This is a genomic window from Jeotgalibacillus marinus, from assembly GCF_040801915.1.
GTDB classification, from domain to species: domain Bacteria; phylum Bacillota; class Bacilli; order Bacillales; family Jeotgalibacillaceae; genus Jeotgalibacillus; species Jeotgalibacillus marinus.
In genome coordinates this window covers 1-237 of sequence record NZ_JBFMIA010000282.1, presented here as the reverse complement: position 1 = coordinate 237, position 237 = coordinate 1, and the positions used below count along the sequence as shown (strand labels likewise).

Below are 237 nucleotides of genomic sequence, written 5' to 3'. Positions count from 1 at the left end.
ATTATTAGGAGTGAGATCTTTATTTAAATGTTGATTCCATTTAATAGAAAGTTCTGGAAAATTATCTTGTAGACTTCCTGACTTACCTAATTTCATAAGTCTAGTTTTTTCTGCAGCGATTTTTCTTCCGCAGGTAGGGCAATTTGATTTTTTATCACCTGTCCTATATTCAATACTTGTTTCCCATTGATGACCATGTAAACATTTCCACCATGCTTTTTTGGTTGTGCCAGCATG

Annotated in this window: 1 protein-coding gene; it reads right to left on the bottom strand. The window is 33.8% G+C overall.

The window, feature by feature from the left end; translation table 11 throughout:
- A partial coding sequence (locus AB1471_RS17860; RefSeq protein ID WP_367781057.1) for a zinc-ribbon domain-containing protein occupies nucleotides 1-237 on the bottom strand: 237 nt, incomplete at both ends.